Annotated in this window: 5 protein-coding genes; 3 read left to right on the forward strand and 2 right to left on the reverse strand. The window is 30.4% G+C overall.

The features are described from left to right. Window positions 1-23 precede the first annotated feature (23 nt). Window positions 24-437 carry a S8 family serine peptidase gene (locus tag AACZ53_RS13850; RefSeq protein WP_339839663.1) on the forward strand — a complete coding sequence of 138 codons (414 nt, stop codon included), beginning with the start codon at window positions 24-26 and terminating at the stop codon, window positions 435-437. A 155-nt stretch (window positions 438-592) separates the two neighbouring features. Next, window positions 593-760 carry a hypothetical protein gene (locus AACZ53_RS13855; RefSeq protein ID WP_339839654.1) on the forward strand — a complete coding sequence of 56 codons (168 nt, stop codon included), beginning with the start codon at window positions 593-595 and terminating at the stop codon, window positions 758-760. Window positions 761-859: 99 nt separating this feature from the next. Here the strand turns inward: AACZ53_RS13855 and AACZ53_RS13860 are convergent, their stop codons facing one another. Both AACZ53_RS13860 and AACZ53_RS13865 read right to left on the reverse strand, forming a co-directional pair. Then, a complete protein-coding gene (locus AACZ53_RS13860; RefSeq protein WP_339839656.1) occupies window positions 860-1,708 on the reverse strand; it encodes an aldose 1-epimerase family protein in 849 nt (282 codons plus the stop codon). Further along, window positions 1,705-2,271: a GNAT family N-acetyltransferase gene (locus AACZ53_RS13865; RefSeq protein ID WP_339839659.1), complete on the reverse strand. Its 567-nt coding sequence runs from the start codon at window positions 2,269-2,271 to the stop codon at window positions 1,705-1,707. Before AACZ53_RS13865 ends, AACZ53_RS13860 begins: the two co-directional genes overlap by 4 nt. A gap of 107 nt (window positions 2,272-2,378) precedes the next feature. On the opposite strand from AACZ53_RS13865, the gene AACZ53_RS13870 reads away from it, so the two are divergent. Further along, window positions 2,379-4,592: a M1 family metallopeptidase gene (locus AACZ53_RS13870; protein WP_339839661.1), complete on the forward strand. Its 2,214-nt coding sequence runs from the start codon at window positions 2,379-2,381 to the stop codon at window positions 4,590-4,592. The last annotated feature ends 195 nt before the right edge of the window (window positions 4,593-4,787 follow it).

Raw genomic sequence — 4,787 nt, forward strand, 5'->3', positions numbered from 1 at the left:
ATGCGCATAGTAAATGAAAATTAATTTGCTGTGCAGGTGGAACATCAACAAGTTTTACCACGTTTGTTGGAGTTATTTTTCCAGCTTGGATGTCAGAAACTGTTGCTGTTACAGGTTTAAAAGATACTTCAAATTATCAAAAATGTGATGTTTGCCACTCTGGTTCTGAAATTGATTTTACAATAGTAATGGAACGTTCTTCTACAGGAAACACATCACCAGTTCTTAGTTATTACACTAATCAATCAAATTATGTAGGTGGTTCTTCTGTTGCAACCGCTACCACGGCAGGAATTGCAGCTTTAGTTTGGTCAAAACATCCAACTTGGACAAGAAGTCAAGTGTTTACTAAAATGAAACAATCAGCAGCTTATTATCCAAATAAAAATGCACAATTTGGCTATGGAAATGTAAATGCTTTATTAGCAGTTCAATAACTACTTTTTTGTAATTAATAGGGAATCTTATTCAAATTATTTGTTTGAATATGTATTTTGTCGATTGAAGTTCAACCTTTATCGATTATTTTAAAAAGAATAAGATTTACAAAATATTTCTTAGTAGCTTTAAATAAAATAATTAATAAAAGTTAATGATGAAAAATATATTTATCTTATTCTTTTTAGTGCTATTTTTAAAATCGTGCTCTTACAATAAACAAGTAATTGCAAGTAATCAAAAATTGGATACTATTCAGCTAAAAAATCAAATGATAAGTAATGGAGCATTCATTATGCCCGATAAAAGTGAGGATGACTAGATTTAAAGATTAATATTAAATATAAAAAGGATTGTTTTATACAATCCTTTTTGCATTCTACTTTAATTAGAATATTCTTTACAGCAATAACTCTATAATTTAAGAAATTTCAATACTAAAACAAGCATTAAAATTTTCTTTTGGATTTAAAACTTGGATGGCTTTTTTAGTATAAATATTCCCATTAGATGTTTTTTCGTCAGCATGACCATACCATGGTTCTATACTGATGAATGGCGCATTTTTTTTTGTCCAAATTCCTAAAAAAGGAAAACTTTTAAAATCAATTTTCAAATAAGTATAATTCCCTTTTACTATAGTTATTTCATTTGATTCTAATTGTTTAAAGACTAAAGCATCTTTTTCAAATAAAGAATAGGATAATGGAATGTTTCCTTCATGACTTTCTACAAAAGTAGTTTTACCATTAAATAGTTCATTTTCTAAATGATGTGTTTCAAAATTTTCATCTTTATTGAATTGTAAACTATAATCTTCAAAATTACCATTCATAGCAAAAGCTGGATGAGCACCAATATTAAAAGGCATTGAGTTTTCGGAATGATTTATTACTTCATATGAAATAGTCAGTTTACTTTCGACTAAAGTATATCTAATTTGTAATTCAAATTCAAAAGGAAATATTTTTAAAGTTTCTTGACTTTCTCTTAATGAAAATAAGACTTCACTTTCTTTTTTATGAACTACTTCAAATTCACAATCTCTTGCAAAACCATGTCTTGGAAGTTTGTATTCTATTCCATTTAAAGTGTAGGAATCATTTTTTAATCGACCAACAATTGGAAATAGAATAGGAGAAGTCTTGTTCCAAAACTGTTCATCTATTGTCCAAATATAATTGATTTTGTCTTTTTTAAATTCAAATAACTCAGCACCATTACTATGAATTGATGCACTATAGTTGTTATCTTTACTCGTAATTATCATTGTATTTTTTTAAAATTTCGTTTTAATAAGGAATAGATAACACTATCAATAAATTGCCCGTTATAAAAGAAGTTCTCAATTAAATGTCCTTCTTTAATGAAACCATTTTTTTGCAATACTTTTTCAGAAGCTATGTTTTCTGGATCAATTGTAGCTTTTATAGAGTTGAAGTCAAGTTCATTAAAGGCATAATTAAGGATGGTTTTTACAGCTTCAGTAACATATCCTTTGTTATGATGTTCTGGTAGAATCATGTAGCCTAATTCTGTTCTGTAATTTTCGGGTTGGGTTCTAAAGAAGCCCATAATTCCAATACATTTGTCATTGTCTTTTTCGGTAACTGCCCAATTGATATCTGTGTTTGCATCAATATTATAGTTAATCGTTTTAATGTGCAATAAAGCTTCATCAGTAGTAGTAGCTAATGGTCTTGGAATGTATTTCATGGTTTTTGGATTACTTCTTAATTCAAAAACTGCATTAACATCACTATCAGTTAATCTTCTTAAACGTAAACGTTCAGATGTTAAAATGGGAAATGGGTTAAAATTTAGTGTAAGCATTAACATATATTTAAGATGTGAATATACTAAATATTACAATTCTTATCCAAAAAATTCGTTAATTTGCTTATCATTACTCGAAATATTAATAACAAAAAATCATATCAATGAAAAACTTTTTCTCAAAAGCTATTGCAATTGTAGCTTTATGTATTGGGTTTTCTAGTGCTTATGCACAAGATACCAAAGAAGTAAAAGAAAACAAATACAGTTATGTAGATGCTTTTGCTCCTAATTTTTACACCAAAAACGGTACGGAATTTCGTTCTGCAAGTGGACAACCTGGTCCAAAATATTGGCAGAATAGTGCTAATTATAAATTGACAGCTAATTTAAATGAAGCTGCTAAACAAATAGATGGTTCGGTTGAAATGACTTATATCAATAATAGTCCTGATCAGTTAGGTTTTATTTGGATGTATTTAGATCAAAACTTATTCGCTAAAGATTCTCGTGGAAACGCTGTTGTTCCTGTTAGTGGTTCTAGAAATGGAGCTAAAGGGGAAGAATTTGATGGTGGACAAAAAGTTTCTAAAGTAATGGTTGACGGAAAAGCCGTTAAATATGAAATTACAGATACAAGAATGAAAATTTACTTAAATAATGCTTTAAAGCCAAACGGTGGAAAAGCAAAAGTTAGTATGGATTTTTCATTTGTTTCTCCAGAATATGGTTCTGATAGAATGGGATATTTACCTACTAAGAACGGAACAATTTTCACAATAGCACAATGGTATCCAAAAGTAGCAGTTTATGATGATGTTAGAGGATGGAACACACAACCTTATTTGGGAGCAGGAGAGTTTTATTGTGAATATGGAAATTTTGAAATTTCTATAACCGTACCTTCTAATCATTTTGTGGTTTGTTCTGGTGAAATTACAAACGCTTCTCAAGTTATGAGTGCTTCTGAACAAGCCAATTGGGCAAAAGCTAAAGAAAGTGAAGCAACTGTAATGGTTCGTTCTTCTGATGATTTAGCAAAATTATCTGCTAACGGAACTAAAACATGGAAATTTAAGATGACTAATTCACGTGATGTAGCTTGGGCCTCGTCAAGTGCATTTATTATTGATGCAGCTCGTATCAACTTACCAAGTGGTAAAAAAGCTATGGCAATTTCTGCTTATCCAGTTGAAAGTGAAGGTCAAAAAGCTTGGAGTCGTTCTACAGAATATACTAAAGCAAGTATTGAAGGCTATTCAAAAAGATGGTTCGAATATCCTTATCCAGCAGCTGTAAATGTTGCAGGTAATGAAGGTGGAATGGAATATCCTGGAATTGTATTTTGTAAATATACTTCTAAAGGTTCAAGTTTATGGGGGGTTACAGACCACGAATTTGGTCATGCTTGGTTCCCAATGATTGTGGGTTCAAACGAAAGACAATTTGCTTGGATGGATGAAGGATTTAATACTTTCATCAATGGAGTAAGTGCTGAAGACTTTAATGCAGGTGAATATAAAGACAGAAAATTTAACATGCACAGAATGGCAGAGATGATGACTAGTCCTTCATTAGAACCTGTTTATACTGCTCCAGATGGATTAAAAGAACGTAATCTAGGTATCCTAGCTTATATGAAACCGGGTACAGCTTTGGACTTATTACGTAATGAAGTATTAGGACAAGAGCGTTTTGATAGAGCGTTTAGAACTTATGTGGAAAGATGGGCTTTTAAACACCCAACACCAGATGATTTCTTTAGAACAATAGAAAATGCTTCTGGAGAAGATTTAGGTTGGTTTTGGAGAGGTTGGATTACGAATAATTGGAGATTAGATCAAGGTATAACTGGGGTTAAATACAATAAAAATGACCCTAAAAATGGGGCTATTATTTCAATTGAGAACTTTGAAAAAATGGCAATGCCTGTTACTTTGGAAATTGAAATGGTTTCTGGTAAAAAAGAAATAGTAAAATTACCTGTTGAAGTTTGGCAGCGTAATACAAGTTGGTCATTTAGTCATGACTCAACAGAAGAAATTGCAAAAATAACGATTGACCCAGAGAATTTATTGCCAGATACAAATGATGATAATAATGTATGGAAATCAGAAGGATTTGTAGCCCCAAAACCTGGTAAATATGCGGCTTATGTTGGAGATTATTCTAGTCAACAAATTCCTGTAAAAGTTGGGATTTCTGAAGATGGAGATAAAATGATTATGACCGGAAATGGTCAAGAAATGGAAGTAGAAGACAAAGGTAATGGAACATTTGCTGAAACTTCTCAAGGATTAGAAATTAAATTTAATGAAGACAAGAAAAGTTTTAAACTAAATGTACAAGGTCAAAGTTTTGATTTTACAAGAGATTAAGTTTTAAAAAAATATTTATTAAAAAAGGACTTCTATATAGAAGTCCTTTTTTTGTGGCACTTAAATTCTATAACAAATTGATGAAATCTTATAAAATGCAATAGAAAATGTGATTGTATGTTTGTAGTGTTATTACTAATTAAATATAACATTATGAAAAAGATAAGTTTATTGCTTGTAGGATTGGCTTTTATA

The sequence above is a fragment of the uncultured Flavobacterium sp. genome (assembly GCF_963975005.1).
GTDB lineage: Bacteria > Bacteroidota > Bacteroidia > Flavobacteriales > Flavobacteriaceae > Flavobacterium.

What these genes read in the sequence shown, in the direction of transcription:
- AACZ53_RS13865 (WP_339839659.1), bottom strand. Translation starts at nt 2,271, where the DNA reads ATGCTTACACTAAATTTTAACCCATTTCCCATTTTAACATCTGAACGT.
- AACZ53_RS13855 (WP_339839654.1), top strand. Translation starts at nt 593, where the DNA reads ATGATGAAAAATATATTTATCTTATTCTTTTTAGTGCTATTTTTAAAA.
- AACZ53_RS13870 (WP_339839661.1), top strand. Translation starts at nt 2,379, where the DNA reads ATGAAAAACTTTTTCTCAAAAGCTATTGCAATTGTAGCTTTATGTATT.
- AACZ53_RS13860 (WP_339839656.1), bottom strand. Translation starts at nt 1,708, where the DNA reads ATGATAATTACGAGTAAAGATAACAACTATAGTGCATCAATTCATAGT.